This is a genomic window from Calothrix sp. NIES-2100 (assembly GCF_963875285.1).
GTDB lineage: Bacteria > Cyanobacteriota > Cyanobacteriia > Cyanobacteriales > Nostocaceae > Aulosira.
Genome location: NZ_CAWNLA010000001.1, coordinates 8,055,189 through 8,068,661 on the forward strand (window position 1 = coordinate 8,055,189; position 13,473 = coordinate 8,068,661).

General features: G+C 41.5%; 12 protein-coding genes. 5 read left to right on the forward strand and 7 right to left on the reverse strand.

Features of this window, described 5'->3' with window-relative positions:
* Positions 1 to 166: 166 nt before the first annotated feature.
* The 3 genes from AACU32_RS32820 to AACU32_RS32830 form a co-directional block, all read right to left on the reverse strand.
* A complete protein-coding gene (locus AACU32_RS32820; protein ID WP_339378478.1) occupies positions 167 to 652 on the reverse strand; it encodes a gluconokinase in 486 nt (161 codons plus the stop codon).
* A gap of 150 nt (positions 653 to 802) precedes the next feature.
* Entirely contained in the window at positions 803 to 1,576 is a 774-nt protein-coding gene (locus tag AACU32_RS32825; RefSeq protein ID WP_096606095.1) for an armadillo-type fold-containing protein, read from the reverse strand.
* Between the two features lie 439 nt (positions 1,577 to 2,015).
* Positions 2,016 to 2,600 (reverse strand): hypothetical protein, encoded by a 585-nt coding sequence (locus tag AACU32_RS32830; protein ID WP_096606099.1) that lies wholly within the window; start codon positions 2,598 to 2,600, stop codon positions 2,016 to 2,018.
* Between the two features lie 592 nt (positions 2,601 to 3,192).
* Between AACU32_RS32830 and AACU32_RS32835 the strand changes: the two genes are divergently transcribed.
* The 4 genes from AACU32_RS32835 (at position 3,193) to AACU32_RS32850 (ending at position 8,156) form a co-directional block, all read left to right on the forward strand.
* Entirely contained in the window at positions 3,193 to 4,086 is an 894-nt protein-coding gene (locus tag AACU32_RS32835; RefSeq protein ID WP_096606101.1) for an alpha/beta fold hydrolase, read from the forward strand.
* A 165-nt stretch (positions 4,087 to 4,251) separates the two neighbouring features.
* Positions 4,252 to 5,382 carry a succinylglutamate desuccinylase/aspartoacylase family protein gene (locus AACU32_RS32840; RefSeq protein WP_096606103.1) on the forward strand — a complete coding sequence of 377 codons (1,131 nt, stop codon included), beginning with the start codon at positions 4,252 to 4,254 and terminating at the stop codon, positions 5,380 to 5,382.
* A gap of 1,019 nt (positions 5,383 to 6,401) precedes the next feature.
* On the forward strand, positions 6,402 to 7,376 hold the full coding sequence (gene era / locus AACU32_RS32845; protein ID WP_096606105.1) for a GTPase Era: 975 nt from the start codon (positions 6,402 to 6,404) through the stop codon (positions 7,374 to 7,376).
* 102 nt (positions 7,377 to 7,478) lie between these two features.
* Positions 7,479 to 8,156, forward strand: a complete 678-nt coding sequence (locus AACU32_RS32850; RefSeq protein ID WP_096606107.1) for a response regulator — start codon at positions 7,479 to 7,481, stop codon at positions 8,154 to 8,156.
* Between the two features lie 47 nt (positions 8,157 to 8,203).
* On the opposite strand, the gene AACU32_RS32855 is transcribed toward AACU32_RS32850, so the two are convergent.
* The 4 genes from AACU32_RS32855 to AACU32_RS32870 form a co-directional block, all read right to left on the reverse strand.
* Complete coding sequence (locus AACU32_RS32855) at positions 8,204 to 9,325, reverse strand: geranylgeranyl reductase family protein (RefSeq protein ID WP_096606109.1); 1,122 nt, start codon at positions 9,323 to 9,325, stop codon at positions 8,204 to 8,206.
* Positions 9,326 to 9,558: 233 nt separating this feature from the next.
* Complete coding sequence (frr, locus tag AACU32_RS32860; protein WP_096606111.1) at positions 9,559 to 10,107, reverse strand: ribosome recycling factor; 549 nt, start codon at positions 10,105 to 10,107, stop codon at positions 9,559 to 9,561.
* Entirely contained in the window at positions 10,094 to 10,822 is a 729-nt protein-coding gene (gene pyrH, locus AACU32_RS32865) for a UMP kinase (RefSeq protein ID WP_096592715.1), read from the reverse strand. Before pyrH ends, frr begins: the two co-directional genes overlap by 14 nt.
* A gap of 70 nt (positions 10,823 to 10,892) precedes the next feature.
* Complete coding sequence (locus AACU32_RS32870) at positions 10,893 to 11,447, reverse strand: thioredoxin family protein (protein WP_096606113.1); 555 nt, start codon at positions 11,445 to 11,447, stop codon at positions 10,893 to 10,895.
* 1,057 nt (positions 11,448 to 12,504) lie between these two features.
* Between AACU32_RS32870 and AACU32_RS32875 the strand changes: the two genes are divergently transcribed.
* On the forward strand, positions 12,505 to 13,455 hold the full coding sequence (locus tag AACU32_RS32875) for an alpha/beta fold hydrolase (RefSeq protein ID WP_096606117.1): 951 nt from the start codon (positions 12,505 to 12,507) through the stop codon (positions 13,453 to 13,455).
* The last annotated feature ends 18 nt before the right edge of the window (positions 13,456 to 13,473 follow it).

The following is a 13,473-nucleotide window of genomic DNA, read 5'->3' on the forward strand; positions in this document are numbered from 1 at the left end:
TCTCAAAAATGCGATTTATTCATAATTTTCATGAATATACTGCAATTAGATTCGGCAATAAACATTCATCAGCTGTAATGATGGGTAAGTTCATAGTATTGTTGTTTGTCTATAAGGCGGATACCCTTAGTAAGGCAGTCCGCCTATTTATTTAATTTTGTTAAATCTAAATTCCTAAAACTGTTCTAATGTTTTGCACAATTGCCTGGGGTGGTTGTGCGATATCTATATATATAGTGTTTAACGGTTCTTGGAGAGTATCAAACTGACTCTTGAGGAGTATTTCCGTCATATAGTGATTTTGACGCTCTTGTAATCGCTTTTGAATCAAATCGTAAGTTCCCTTGAGGTAGACTAGCTTGATGCGATCGCTATCCACTACCAGAAATTGGCGATAGCTGTCTTTTAAGGCCGAACACGCCAACACTACATTTGTATTTTCTTGCAGCCAGTGTTTAATGGCTGTTTGCAAATCTTTTAACCAAGGTTTTCTGTCTGCGTCATTCAAGGAGATACCACGCCGCATTTTCTCAACATTCTCTGGTGAGTGAAAAGCGTCAGCATCGCTAAAAGTCCAGCCTAAAGAGTCTGCTAACAGTTTTCCGACTGTGGTTTTACCAGATCCAGAAACACCCATGATGATAATAATCATTTCCCAAAGGATGAAGGATAAAGGATGAAATGAGGAATTTGTTACAAGTCACTACGAGTCTACAATTCGGGTAACCAGTCCCACACCCGACTGCAAATTTTCGCTTTATGGCTGGGTTAATTTCATACTTTATACTTCATACTTCATACGTCATATTTCAGCCTTCAGTTGACTTTTGAGTTTTGCTGATACAGGAATCAAAATACCAGATGTGTTGGATAGTGGTATTTTTGAGCTATCTAAAGTTTGTAAACTTTCAAAAGCTGCTTCTCGAATTACTGCTTCCTCTTCCTTAGTTAATAAAAGTTGCAAACATTCAATCACATTTTGTTGTAACCCAGCATCAACCCGTTTTCGCGCAATAAGTTTAGTTAATTGACGCACAGCGATGAGACGCTTTAAGGGATCTGCTTGGGTTAAGTTATCCAATAAGCGATCGAGGTAGTCTTCTTGGCGAATTCCATAAAAATTAACAATTTGGCAGACCAACAAAATTAAAGTTAATACAGTTCCCAAACCTTGGAGAATCACACCAGCCGCAATCCAAGGACTGTTGGAGTCAAACCAAATTGTAGCTGCTATGTAAGTGGTAAAAGTTGCAATCCCACCACTACTAACTGCCAAGATTAACTGACGGTTGGGGGGGTTGACAAACTCCTGCATTTGAGACCAGCGTTTTTGCCAGTCCCACTTCTGCATTAAGTAGACTGATAACATTACCCCAATACCGATCAGCAGCGCCAACAGAAGTTTCCAGTTCCACAACAGCATAGCAACGATAATTGTCAGGAATCCCAGAATGCCGCCTGGCCCAGAAAACCGCTGGAATTTTCGCTGCTTTGAGGCTCCTGTCTTAAGATCTGGAAGCGACCAGTTGGAAAGCTGGTTAATTAATTGCTGCCACGAAGACAAAGCCTGCGCCACGGTGTTTACCTATCTAGATTACAAGATTGTAGTGTATAAGTTTTACTATATATTAAGGAAAAAATACGACACCCATTTATTCTTAAGGCTTTCGAGGCCTGTGGGCGTATTTATGCCAGCTTTTGGAGTTGCCTCACGCTGCCATCGACAATCAATAATACCTTATTTAGAAGACTTGGGTAGATTTCTGGCAGTCCCGATGAAAAAATATTTCGTCGCCATCTATCAAAACAGGGAAGGGGGACAAGGAGGACAAGGAGGACAAGAAAGCTCCAGGAGAAATAACCAATGCCCAATGACGGCAGTTGCTACAACGGGGGAAACCCCACGCCAGTTCGCTCAAGTCGGGAAACCCGCCCACGCGACTGGCTTTGCAACGCACTGCCTCCCCAATGCCCAATGCCGAAAAACAACTGACAACTGACAACTGACAATTTAGCTAAAAACAAAAACGAAAGTTATCAAGGGTAAATAGACCGTCAAACGCACTGAAGGTAACAGAATGAATACCATTTGCGTCTATAGATAACAGAGTATTGGGCGGTAAAGCGGAGTCTGAATTAGCCAGATTTGCTCCTGGTAGTACTGTTTGGGCCAGCAGTTTGCGATCGCGATCGTAAGCTGTCAACACTAGCCGCTGTGAACTTGTGACCAAAGCACTAACCCAATTGACAGGTTGCAAAAAACTCACTTCTAACAATCCACTCTTCGGCGATCCCATCAATACTGTCAAACCTGAGTGGGTGGGAAATGCTGGATTTGATGGTTGGATAGCCAAAGAATTATGAAAAATCGCACCCCAAGACTCATACTGGCGTTCTACAGTTTCAAAACATTTCAAATCATCAAAGTTTAAAGCAATACAACTAGGTGTATTTGCTGATGTAGTTTCATAAGCTTCTTTTACCGATCCCTGCCACTCTGAAGCTAAACTTTGGTTATGAATATGACACTTATCAACCGCAAATCCACTATCATCAAACTTTTGTATTTTATCTGATTGAAGAATAGCCTCCTTTCCCATCACATTCCGCCTTAATATTTTCTATAGAATTAATTAATTTAATAATTCGTCATAATTACGAGCAAAAGTGATTTTTTTTGCTGGCAGTACTAAAATTAACGACTGTTCGTCTCAGCGTTTTGACTATAGTTTACTTGCAAAAATTATCCGTAATCTTTCTGATAGATTACCATAGAAAACACATGCCATAATTAATATCTAAGTTATCCTCGCTACCTAGTTAAATCCTGATGGGGCAGGAAATAGAGGCAAAAGCAGCCAAGGTTTGTAGCAAAAAAATCACAATATCTTCATAGATAATCCAGTAATTTTACATCTACTTAATCTGACGTAGGTGAGAAGTCTCAGCATGATAGATTCACCGATAATAGTAGAGAGCTTAACGTCAACAGGTAATACCAAGCAATTCTCCCAGATAGTCACTCACACAGGATAAGAAGGGGATGACCAAGAGATTCTCCCCATACTCGTTGTTCTGTCTGTTAATTCTTGATGACTAGATGCTATTCCGGAAAGTAATTTAGTATAAATACTTAAGATTGACTTAAGTATCACCTAACCCAAGCAACCACAAAAGTGAATAACAATACTTATGTTTCAACCACTAGGATTTGAGCAACGCTCGATAATCACCTCCCTGGGGAGAATAGTGTACTATACGAACACTCTTTCACTTTGGCAAGACGATACTGCTAAAGACGAACGGAAAACTTTAGTGTTTCTCCACGGATTTGGTGGTGGATCTTCTGCTTATGAATGGTCTAAAGTTTATCCAGCTTTCGCCAGCGACTATCGCATTCTTGCACCAGACTTACTAGGTTGGGGTAGATCTGAGCATTTAGGACGCAATTATGTCCTTGAAGATTACTTCAAAACGATTCAGGAGTTTTTGCAGCAGACTTGTATAGCCCCAGTCACAGTGATCGCTTCTTCCCTCACCGCAGCGATGATAATTAGAGTGGCGATCGCTCATCCTAATTTATTCCAATCTTTAATTCTCACTACACCCGCTGGACTGTCTGATTTTGGTGAAGATTACTCACGCAGTTTTTTTGCGCAGTTAGCCAGCGTTCCCATTGTGGATCGGTTGTTGTACAGTACGGGAGTTGCAACCAGTAACGGAATTCGCACTTTCCTAGAGCAACGACAATTTGCCCAGCCTAGCCGAGTTGACCAAGAAATTGTCGATGCCTATCTAGAATCTGCACAACAGCCTAATGCTGAATACACGGCGCTGTCTTTTGTTCGCGGTGATTTGTGCTTTGATTTATCTTTATATATTCAGCAATTGACTACTCCCACCGCGATTATTTGGGGACAAAAGTCACAATTTACCGCCCCGGAAATTGGCCGCCGTCTCGCCGATCTCAATCCCCAAGCGATTAGAGTTTTTCAACAACTTGAAGATGTGGGATTAACGCCACAGTTAGAATTACCGGCGGTGACGATTGGATTAATTCGCCGCTTTTTACCTATGCTGAATTAATGATGATCTTCCCCTGGCTGTGGGGGTTAATGTGCAACCTCACATAGAGTTGCTATCAGGAAAATTATTGTAGGGAACAGCCGAAATCTTTAAGGGCAAGCAGACAATCTTAATGATGCTGTGTCCCTACCATGTATAGTACTCCAACGAGCGCGGATTTTTACCATGCAGCCAGTTATTGAAACAATTTTTTTACGTCAAATGGCTTCAGGCGATCGCCTATCTCTACAAGTTTACAAATTTATCGGCGCTCATCCCGGCAAAAAAGTTTACATTCAATCTAATCTCCACGGTGCAGAAATTGCTGGTAATGCAGTTATTCACCAAATTATCGAGTTTTTGCTATTACTAAAGGATACAAATTTAGTTGGAGAAATTTGGCTAGTTCCTGTTTGTAATCCAATGGGAGTAAATGAGCGTTCTCACCATTTTTCTCCTGGAAGATACTGTGTTTACGAAGCCAAAGACTGGAATCGGATCTTTTGGGACTACGAGAAAGAGGCTGATGATTTAGTAAATTTTACTCAATCTCAACTTCATCTTGATGCAGAGGTTGTCCGAGAAAATTATCTAGCGAGAATTAAACAAAAGTTTACCAAAATCATCGAAAAAATTAATTCCTCTGCTGGACTACCTTATACTGAGCAGTTTGCTTACCAACTACAATCTTTGAGTTTAGATGCAGATTATTTGATCGACTTACACAGTTCGACCAATCAAGCAATAAACTATCTTTATTACTTCCAAAATCGCGAAGACAGTGCTAAATACTTCCTGCTTGATTATGGAATTTTACTATATCCATATGATGGTGATGCGTTTGATGAAGCATTTATCAAACCTTGGTTAGCACTAGAAGCTTGTTTTCAACAGCTTGGGAGAAATATTAAGTTTGATATCGAAGCTTGGACACTCGAACTTGGTACAGGAATGCAGATGAACCCTGATTCAGTTACCAAAGGTATTTTAGGGATAAAAAATTATTTAGCACAAAAAGGTGTGTTGCGAATTCCTGAGTTTCCTATCGCACAAACCACAGATCAGCAAATGACTTTTTCAGCTACAAGTAAAGTGATCAAATATTATGCGATCGCAGGTGGGATGATTCAATCGCGAGTTCAATTAGGTAGTAAAGTCAAAGTTAAAGACAGACTCTATCAAATTCTCAGTTTCAACAAAGAAAGTCAATTGCCTCAGGTGATTGATATCTTTGCTGAACATGATGGAATAGTTTATGAGATTTCAACTAATCAAGCCGTAAATCAAGGCGAATTTGTACTCAGAATTATTCAGTAGTTAGTAGGTAGGCATGAATAAACCTAACTATGTAACAAAATGTAAATTACTCAAAACCCTTGCGATTGCTTCACTCCGGTTCCCTGCGTACCCTGCGGGAAGGCGTTCCGCCAACGCAATGACGTAGTTATAAATTTTCGCGCCCACCTACTTTGCTGCGGAATTTTCTGTTCTTGGTATTTCTGGCATAATGACAGACACTTGCAGCACCAAAAGTCCAAGAAGAAAACTGTATATTTAGTTACTCATAAAAAGAAGTTGATGATTTAGTAGCTTTTACTAAATCTCAACTTCCGAATTAGATAGAGAGGTCGTCCGACAAAATTATCTAACTATAGTTAAATCAACAATTATCAAAACTTTATAAAGAATTAATTCTTCTGGGAAAATATTATGCGATCGCATTTCGTATGCTCTCACCCAATGTTGCTAGTATAGTCAGGATAGTGCTTCATCGCCACATAGTTTTGATCTGTTCTTAGTCAGCACTTCGCTTTAAAAATACCGGACTAAAGTCCTGACTACAAATAAGTATTGAAAAATATAATTTAAAATCTAAGAGGATTTCTATACAACTCTTATTTAATTTTTCCACAGCTAGATAAACCTCAAAAAGCCTTTTTTATTCAACCTTCTTCCCTCCCCAAGTAATTTATCCGCATCAACTCGGATGGTTATATGATTAATTTTTCTTAACATAGATTAGCTGCCGATAATATTTTTGTTTGCGATCATAGCAATGTATCGATATTGCCTTGACAAATTACAAGGGCTTGCCATTTATAGCTATGAGTAGCACAATGCCAGACAATTGCTGCACAGTGTTATCATTAGATCAATACCCAATAAGAGAGAAAAATTCCCGTCTTGGGAATGCTCTTATGTCTTTTTTAAGATTGGAACACAATATATTTAGTAGTAGATTAAACTTAAGCAGAGGCAATCCCCAGAAAATGCCAGGGTGATCTTATGATTATTACTCGTCTAGCAAAACAAACAACTTATCCCAACTATAAAATATGACGGTGGAGCTAAAGGTGACAAGTATTGATAATCACATCTTCTCTTTTTCAGGAGAAGTATCGATTCCCCAGGCTCCTCCTGAATTTAAGTCTGGTTTCATCGGCATTATTGGTCGCCCTAATGTCGGTAAATCTACTTTAATGAATCAATTAGTAGGACAAAAAGTTGCTATTACATCTCCAGTAGCACAGACTACACGTAATCGGTTAAGAGGGATTTTAACTACACCACAAGCGCAGCTAATTTTTGTAGATACACCAGGAATTCATAAACCCCATCATCAATTGGGAGAAGTACTGGTGCAAAATGCCAAAATTGCCATAGAGTCAGTGGATGTAGTGTTATTTGTGGTAGATGGAACAGTAGCTTGTGGAGCAGGCGATCGCTTTATTGCTGAGTTGCTCAGTCGCAGTCAGACACCAGTAATTTTGGGAGTGAACAAAATCGATCAACAACCCACAGATGCCCAGTCGATAGATGATAGTTACACACACTTAGCTGAGTCTTACCAATGGCAAACGGTGAAATTTTCTGCCAAGACTGGTGTGGGATTGCCAGAATTGCAAGACGTATTAATTGAACATTTAGAGAACGGCCCCTTTTACTATCCGCCGGACTTGGTAACCGACCAGCCAGAACGGTTTATTATGGGCGAATTGATTCGCGAACAGATTTTGCTGTTAACGCGCGAAGAAGTTCCCCATTCAGTAGCGATCGCCATTGATCTAGTAGAAGAAACCCCAAGTATTACCCGCGTACTCGCCACCATCAACGTTGAGCGAGATTCCCAAAAAGGAATTCTCATTGGCAAAGGTGGCTCAATGCTCAAAGCCATTGGTAGTGAAGCTCGCGAACAAATTCAAAAGTTGATTTCCGGCAAAGTCTACCTCGAATTATTCGTCAAAGTTCAACCAAAATGGCGTCAGTCTCGCGTTAGTTTAGCAGAGTTAGGATATCGCGTGGAAGAATAGTAAAGTTAGTCATTGGTCATTGGTCATTGGTCATTAGTCAAAAAACAAAGGACAAAGGACAACTGACTAATGACTCTTAATTGTTAACTACTATCGATGAGAATGTCTCCAGATACTAGCTCCTTCTTAAATCTGCCAACAGATGCACCGCCATTGCGGGTTTTAATTGTTGAAGACGATCCGATGATGCAACTGGGACTTGAACAATCCTTAATGGTTCATTCCCAGTTGGAAATTGTCGGACAAGCAGAAGATGGCTATTTAGGTGTGCAAGCAGCACTGCAACTAAAACCGGACTTGGTAGTGATGGATATCGGGTTACCACGACTCGATGGAATTGCGGCGACACAGCAAATTAAAGCCGCATTACCAGACACTCATGTAGTGATGCTGACATCTCACCAAACGGAGACAGAAATCATTGCCGCCTTATCTAGCGGTGCAGATGCCTATTGTATCAAAGGTGCTAGTGTCGAGAGGCTTTTAAGTGCGATCGCCGCCGCAGTTGATGGCGCAACTTATCTTGATCCCCAAATTGCGCGACGAGTAATTGAAAATCTCCGCCCCCCCACCGCCAAGGGAAACACCGCTAATCTTTCGGCTCGTGAGTTGGAAGTATTGAAACTAATGGTAGACGGTTTAAGTAACCCAGAGATTGCCGAAAAACTTTATCTCAGCCCCAATACTGTGAAAACTCACGTCCGGGGGATTATGAATAAATTAGCAGTAGACGATCGCGTGCAGGCAGCAGTTGTCGCCCTGCGTTCAGGATTGGTTTGATCGCCACAACAGTCAACCGTCAAGCGTCAACATCAACCATAATTAATTCACCTCCCAAAACCAGGAATTAATCGCTTGAGGGCACGATTAACCACATCACCATAGCGCAGTTCGCCACAGAAAATTTTACCCATAAATTGGGCACCAGAAGGAACCTTGGCACCAACGTTGTAGCCCATTTTCGGAAAGCGATAAAATGCATTAGCTAATTTTTGCGCCCAAGCCATATCCGTTCCCCATTGTTCGTTAATGGCATTGGTATATTCTTCTACAGCGTTGATATCGCCTGCAAGCGCCTGGTTAATAGCATTTGCTGCTAGCAACCCGCTAAAAATCGAAGGGCGAATACCTTCTGCTGTCATGGGATCAACTACACAAGCCGCTTCTCCAGCCAAAACAGCATTTTGGGTGTGTAGCTTTTGATTTCCATTCCACAAGGAAATGGGATGACCATATTGCTGGCAAATTTTGACATCTACATTAAAGGATTGGGCGTATTCATCTAAAATTTTCTTGAAGTCTTGGGGTGTGCCACCAATAAACGTCCCGACACCAATGGAATACCCTTCAGCTTTAGGGAAATTCCAAATGTAGCCATTTTTGACTAAGCCAAATTCAAAATGAGCCAAAGATTTGTTTTCTACATTGGCGGGAACTTCTGCTTCTAAAGCGCCTGCTAAGTGGCGTTTACGGTCTTTAAAGCCTAGCCATTTAGCCATCGGCCCTTTAGCGCCATCAGCTGCGATTAAGTAGCGACCTGTAACAGGGCGATTGGCTGTATTCACCTGCCAAGAATCTCCTTTAAACTCAATCCCCGTTACTTCTGTATTATCTTGTAGTGTCGCTCCTTGTTTCTTTGCTTGTTGGACTAGGAAATGGTCAAAAACATCGCGCCGCACCATCCAAATCGGTTCTTTAACACCGATTTTCGCCTCTATTGCTTCTTCTAAGTTCCAGGTAAAGCGCAGAGAGTCTACCTTTACAGAAATTGCTGGGCTAAAATCAAAGTCAAACCATTGGGCGATCGCAGGTGACACTCCACCACCACAGGGTTTATATCTAGGTAGAGATTCTTTTTCTAAAACTAATACTGAGCGACCCTGCTTGGCCAAATGATATGCAGCGGTTCCACCAGATGGCCCAGCTCCAACGATAATACAGTCGTACATATGGTTGAATTTTTGCTCCTCACTTAGCCCACACAAAGTCTTTGTTCAGGGCGCATACAAAATTCTAGCTTATTACGTGAAACCACAGACAAACACCGATGGCTAGCGATGAATATCTGTGGTTTCAGGTTTAAAAATTTGACTAGAGTCAAGAGTCAATGGTCAAGAGTCAATGGTCATCAGTTATTTTTTCTAGCCCCTAGCCCCTAGCCCCTAGACTCTAGTCCCTTAACTTAGACAGTGGTAATGTCTTTTTCTTTTTCTGCCAATAATTCATCAATTCTGGCAGTGTATTTATTAGTTAATTTTTGCAATTTGTCTTGTAGATCGCGGGATTCATCTTCGGAAATTTCCGTGTTTTTTTCCTGTTTGCGAATGGAGTCTACTGCATCGCGGCGGATGTTACGAATTCCCACACGGCCTTCTTCGGCATATTTAGCAGCAATTTTGACAAGTTCTTTACGGCGATCGCTTGTTAAAGGCGGGATATTCAACCGAATTACAGAACCATCATTGCTAGGGGTTAAACCCACATCTGACAAGGAAATTGCCTTTTCCACAATGTTCAAGCTACTGCGATCGTAAGGTTGAATCAGAATGGTTGAGGCATCAGGTGTGCTAATATTTGCCAGTGATTTTAAAGACGTAGGCGTACCGTAATATTCCACCAATACTTTATCTAGTAGACTCGCATTGGCTCGACCAGTACGAATCGTGTTAAATGCTCGTTGAGTTGCCTCAACAGTATGTTGCATTTTACTCTCAGCTTCAGCTAATTTCACAAGAACCTCCCACAAGGGTGCCGATGGATTCTCCCATGACTGCTCGGTGGATATTACCTCGCACCGTTAAGTCAAAGACAAGAATTGGGATGTTATTTTCTTTACACAAAGCAATCGCCGTAGTATCCATTACCCGTAAATCTTTAGCCAAAACATGGGCATACGTGAGGCTGGTGTAACGCTTGGCATCAGGATAGACATGGGGATCGGCATCGTAGACTCCGTCTACCTTGGTGGCTTTAAAAATCACTTCGGCATCGATTTCTGCTGCTCTTAATGCCGCAGTGGTATCAGTGGTAAAAAAAGGATTACCTGAACCAGCGCCAAAAATTACCACCCGCCCCTTCTCAAGATGACGGATGGCACGACGACGAATATAAGGTTCCGCTAATTCTTGCATAGCGATCGCGGTTTGCACTCGCGTCTGTACCCCTATTCGTTCTAGTGAATCTTGCAGCGTCATGGCGTTCATTACCGTGGCAATCATCCCGATGTAGTCAGCGGTTGCGCGGTCCATACCCGCCGATGCCGCTTTGACACCACGAAAAATATTGCCGCCGCCAACGACGATCGCGATTTGAACGCCAGTGGCTACCACTTCTCCCACTTCTTGTGCTATTTCTTTGACCACTTCTGGATCAATACCATAGCCCATGTTGCCCATCAAAGCTTCACCGCTCAGTTTAAGTAAAACCCGTCGGTAATTCGTTCCCATGAAGTTACGCTTTATCGAAAAAGTTGCAATTGCCTCCAATTTAAGATAACAGTACAATGGCTCTTTGTGTCTAGTTATGCCAGATTAATGAACTGCCTATTGCTTCAGTTTCTGGTGTATATATTTTATGGCCTTTTAGCAGCGCCGCGATCGCATTTTTTAAATAATCTTCTCCTACAGCAAAGGGGTTTTGGGGATGGTCATCTATCTGCCCTTTGTAGCTTACAATACCAGTATTATCGATTAAGAAAGCCATTGGTGTTTTACAAGCGCCAAAGCTGCGAGTCACATCTTGGGTTGGGTCCCATAAATAAGGAAAGTTCAACTGATGAGACTCAGCAAAAATTTTCATGTCTTCAAAGCTTTCTCTTGGATGTCCAATAGCTCCACAGCAATTCATGCCAATCAGTGTAAAACCCATTTTGGCAAATTCTGCTTGAATTTTTTTGAGTCTGTCTAAATATAAGGTTACATAAGGACAGTGGTTGGACATTGAAATCACAGCAACTGCACGGAACTTTTTCAGATAACGGCTGAGATGGTGTACTTGGTTATCTATTCCAGGCAGTTCAAAGTCTGGTGCATAGCACCCTACAGGAGTATCTATAGATTCTAATGTAGTCATGTGTTTGGGGAAAGGAGAAACTAGCAACAAAAAAAATTCGACAAATTCAGCGTCACTTTCCTAGTTGCAAACTACTCCTTGGCAGATGCTTAATAGTTAATAATTTTAGGGATTAATTTAAGTAGCGTAAATTGTGAAACTACTGAATTTGCTACTGATATTAATTCCATGAAGTTGTACCTGATAATATTGAAATTTTTACGCAGTTAATACAACAAGGTAGTGAGCGGAGACTAGGAGCGATGGTTAAAAATCCAAGCTGTAAGTATAATCTCTGTAAATCATGGTAGCAAGACATTATCCCTAGTCATGAATATTAATAATTTCTTCACTAAAACTTAATTATGAGTTAATTTATGAGATTTACTAAATAATTTAGTGGATTGCTTAAAAATACAAATTTTAATTTGTACTGTAGCTAATGCCATACAGATAATTTGCTGTATTGCATCAGCACGATTACCAACCTAAACGAGTCGGTAACCATTAAGCAATACCAAGTTGCCTTGGTTAACTTTTGTCAACTTGAAAACGTTAATTTTCAGTGGTGCAAAACAGCATAATTGTCTCTACTATCAATGGATCTACTAATCCGCTTCTAAATTAGACATTTTTTCATGAAGATGGTCATTGGTCATTTGTCAATTGTTCCTTGTTTTACCCAGGATAGAAAATCAGGTATTGGGCATGGGGCATGGGGCATGGGGCATGGGGAAGAGATGGAGGTAGAGGAGAGATGGGGAAGAAAACTCCCTCATCTCTCCGTTCGCGCAGCGTCTCCCCTTGGGAGAAGTTCTGATGCCTGCGGCAAGCCGCTCCGCGTCTACGGAGGAAGCCTCGCAAGAGACTTCTCTCCTTGTGCCCCTTCCCTGCCCCTCCACCCTCAAAGATACGGAGTTTCCTGCCGATTTCCAATGAAACAGGACGATTCTAATGAGTCAATATACAATTTAAATGCGACACAGTTTAGTATTGGTCTAGATAAGAATCAGTAAGATTGAGAAATATGACGTAATATCGGTGTTTTGTCGAATAAATTACCATCTCATCAACTACCATGACGATTTCTAAAACCACATTTACCGCTACAAAAACTTGGATCTGGCAAGGTTTCTCTATCTGCTACCAAACCCAAGGAAGTGCTGGGCCAGCAGTGGTTCTAGTACATGGCTTTGGGGCATCATGGTGGCACTGGCGGCAAAATATCCCTGTGTTAGCAGAAAATTGTCGTGTTTATGCTCTGGATTTGATTGGCTTTGGTGGTTCAGCCAAACCTGAACCTGGTCAAAAAATTACCTATACACTGGAGATGTGGGGGCAGCAAGTAGCAGATTTCTGCCGTGAAGTGGTAGGTGAACCAGCATTTTTGGTAGGAAATTCTATTGGCTGCATTGTGGCGATGCAAGCGGCAGTTAGCAATCCAGAGATTGCTTTAGGAGTGGCACTGCTTAACTGTTCTTTAAGGCTATTACACGATCGCAAACGAGCAACTTTACCTTGGTCTCGTCGTGTTGGCGCACCCTTGCTTCAGAGTCTATTATCTATCAAACCAATTGGCAAGTTCTTTTTCAATCAAGTTGCCAAACCAAAAACAGTCAGGAAGATTCTGCTACAAGCTTACGCTAAATCTGAAGCAGTCACAGACGAGTTAGTAGATATTTTAACTGCGCCAGCTAAAGATCCGGGTGCGGTAGCTGTGTTTCTTGCTTTTACCAGTTATTCTACAGGCCCCTTACCAGAAGACCTGATCCCTGTCCTACCTTGTCCAGCAATTATGATTTGGGGAACAGACGATCCCTGGGAACCAGTGGATTTAGGTAGAGAGTTAGCTGATTACCCCCAAATACAAAAATTTATTCCTTTGGAAGGCGTAGGACATTGCCCTCAAGATGAAGCACCGGAATTAGTCAATCCAATTTTACAGGACTGGATCTGGGAGCGAACGGGTTTACGCTACTCAGCTGTGGACAAACAGATGATGCGTGATAGTGATGCCATCAACGGGTAGGTTGATAGCAAAGCAAGC

Bases quoted from the DNA above. Each gene is read 5' to 3' on its own strand.
- era (WP_096606105.1), top strand. From the start codon at position 6,402: ATGACGGTGGAGCTAAAGGTGACAAGTATTGATAATCACATCTTCTCT.
- AACU32_RS32840 (WP_096606103.1), top strand. From the start codon at position 4,252: ATGCAGCCAGTTATTGAAACAATTTTTTTACGTCAAATGGCTTCAGGC.
- pyrH (WP_096592715.1), bottom strand. From the start codon at position 10,822: ATGGGAACGAATTACCGACGGGTTTTACTTAAACTGAGCGGTGAAGCT.
- AACU32_RS32855 (WP_096606109.1), bottom strand. From the start codon at position 9,325: ATGTACGACTGTATTATCGTTGGAGCTGGGCCATCTGGTGGAACCGCT.
- AACU32_RS32870 (WP_096606113.1), bottom strand. From the start codon at position 11,447: ATGACTACATTAGAATCTATAGATACTCCTGTAGGGTGCTATGCACCA.
- AACU32_RS32820 (WP_339378478.1), bottom strand. From the start codon at position 652: ATGATTATTATCATCATGGGTGTTTCTGGATCTGGTAAAACCACAGTC.
- AACU32_RS32835 (WP_096606101.1), top strand. From the start codon at position 3,193: ATGTTTCAACCACTAGGATTTGAGCAACGCTCGATAATCACCTCCCTG.
- AACU32_RS32850 (WP_096606107.1), top strand. From the start codon at position 7,479: ATGTCTCCAGATACTAGCTCCTTCTTAAATCTGCCAACAGATGCACCG.
- AACU32_RS32875 (WP_096606117.1), top strand. From the start codon at position 12,505: ATGACGATTTCTAAAACCACATTTACCGCTACAAAAACTTGGATCTGG.
- AACU32_RS32830 (WP_096606099.1), bottom strand. From the start codon at position 2,600: ATGGGAAAGGAGGCTATTCTTCAATCAGATAAAATACAAAAGTTTGAT.